Below are 1,597 nucleotides of genomic sequence, written 5' to 3'. Positions count from 1 at the left end.
TTTATACTATTATGGTTATTACTCTTAGCTATGACATATCTGGTCAAGCAGAAGATCCGCGGGCGGACATATGCTTACGAAGCCGAAAATTATTGGGATCCAGAGAAGAAACAATCCCGGCAGAAACGGCGATATCTTGGCGTTTGGGATGAAGCAACAGGCCATATCATCCCGAAAACAGCAGAACGAGATGTCAAGACAACGAAATCGTTGGGCCCGGCATATCTTCTGGATTCGGTAAGTAGTGAGATTCAGCTCAGAAAGAAGCTTTCAGAATCGTTTGGCGAAGATGGCGATATAATTTTGGCCATGGCAATGAGCAAGCTGCTTCATCAAACCTCTCTTAAGAATTTAAACACCGTTCTTGATGACTCGTTTCTGCCAGAGATGTATTCACTGAAAGAATCCTTCAGTTCCCAATGGCTGTCTAATTTTCTGGAGCGATTGGCCACAAAAGAAAAGTCCATGAATTCGTTCTATAATTCTTTGATCGCCGGCGAGGATGAGACGCTGATATTCGATATTACATCGCTCTCATCGGCTTCCCGAAATATCGATTGGCTGGAGTGGGGATACAATCGCGATGGTCTTGACCTGCCCCAAGTTAACCTCGGCCTAGTTCTCTCATTGCATCGGCATCTGCCCCTCTATTTCAAACTGTTTCCAGGCAGCATCAGCGATGTTGTGACTCTGAAAAACCTTGTAGCTGAGGTCAAAGCGCTTGGAATATCGAAGAGTCTATTCATCTTGGATCGCGGATTCTACAGTGAGAATAATATAAAAGAAATGAACGACGCGAATATCGATTTCATCATTCCTCTTCCTTTTAGCGTCAATGTCGGCAAGGGCTTGATCAGTGAGACGAATAGGGAAATTGAGAGCCCAGCTAATGCTAAAAGATTTGGTGGCGACATCTTCTATGTCCTGGAAAGTGAGATTCAAATTGGTTCTGTCGATGCCTATGGATATGTCCTGTTTAACAAGAAGCGGGAAGGATTAGAGACAAATTCGTTCTACAATCGATTAATCGATATCGAATGCGCCATTGACGGAAAAGAGTTCCGAAACCCTATCGACCAATTCAAGCGGACAGCAGGAAATTTTGAAAGATATTTTGAGTACACTCTGGAAGGCAAGAAGATTCATCTTAGCAGACGAGTGAATGCAATATCGCAGGCTGTAAATCGATTTGGAAAGACAATTCTACTTTCTTCATCAAGACGAAACTGGGATGAGGTTCTTTCTCTCTATCGAGAGAGAGACGAGGTCGAGAAGAAGTTCGATGATCTGAAGAATGAACTTGAGGTTATGCCTCTGAGAGTGCAGAAGGTCGAAACATTGCAGGGCTTGCTGTTCATCTTCTTCATATCGCTGATACTGAGAGCGATTTTGCTCCGGAGGGCCAGGGAGGCGAAGCTGCTCGATAAGAGTTCTATCGAGGAGATTCTGATGGAATTGTCAAAGTTGCGAGCAGTTAAAGTCGGTGGAAAGTGGAGGCTTACAGAAGTCTCTAAAAAACAGAGGATGATTTTGGAAAAGATGGAAATTAGCGTGCCTGTTGAGGCAAATATGGTTATTAAAAAGGGCGGAGTTTAGG

General features: G+C 43.8%; 1 protein-coding gene. It reads left to right on the top strand.

Features of this window, described 5'->3' with window-relative positions; all coding sequences use genetic code 11:
* Nucleotides 1–30 precede the first annotated feature (30 nt).
* Entirely contained in the window at nucleotides 31–1,596 is a 1,566-nt protein-coding gene (locus tag BP822_RS00670) for an IS1634 family transposase (RefSeq protein ID WP_013718494.1), read from the top strand.
* Nucleotide 1,597 lies beyond the last annotated feature (1 nt).

This window comes from Methanosaeta sp. UBA458 (genome assembly GCF_002496085.1).
Taxonomy (GTDB): Archaea; Halobacteriota; Methanosarcinia; order Methanotrichales; family Methanotrichaceae; genus Methanothrix; species Methanothrix soehngenii.
This window is presented reverse-complemented; position numbering and strand designations above follow the sequence as displayed.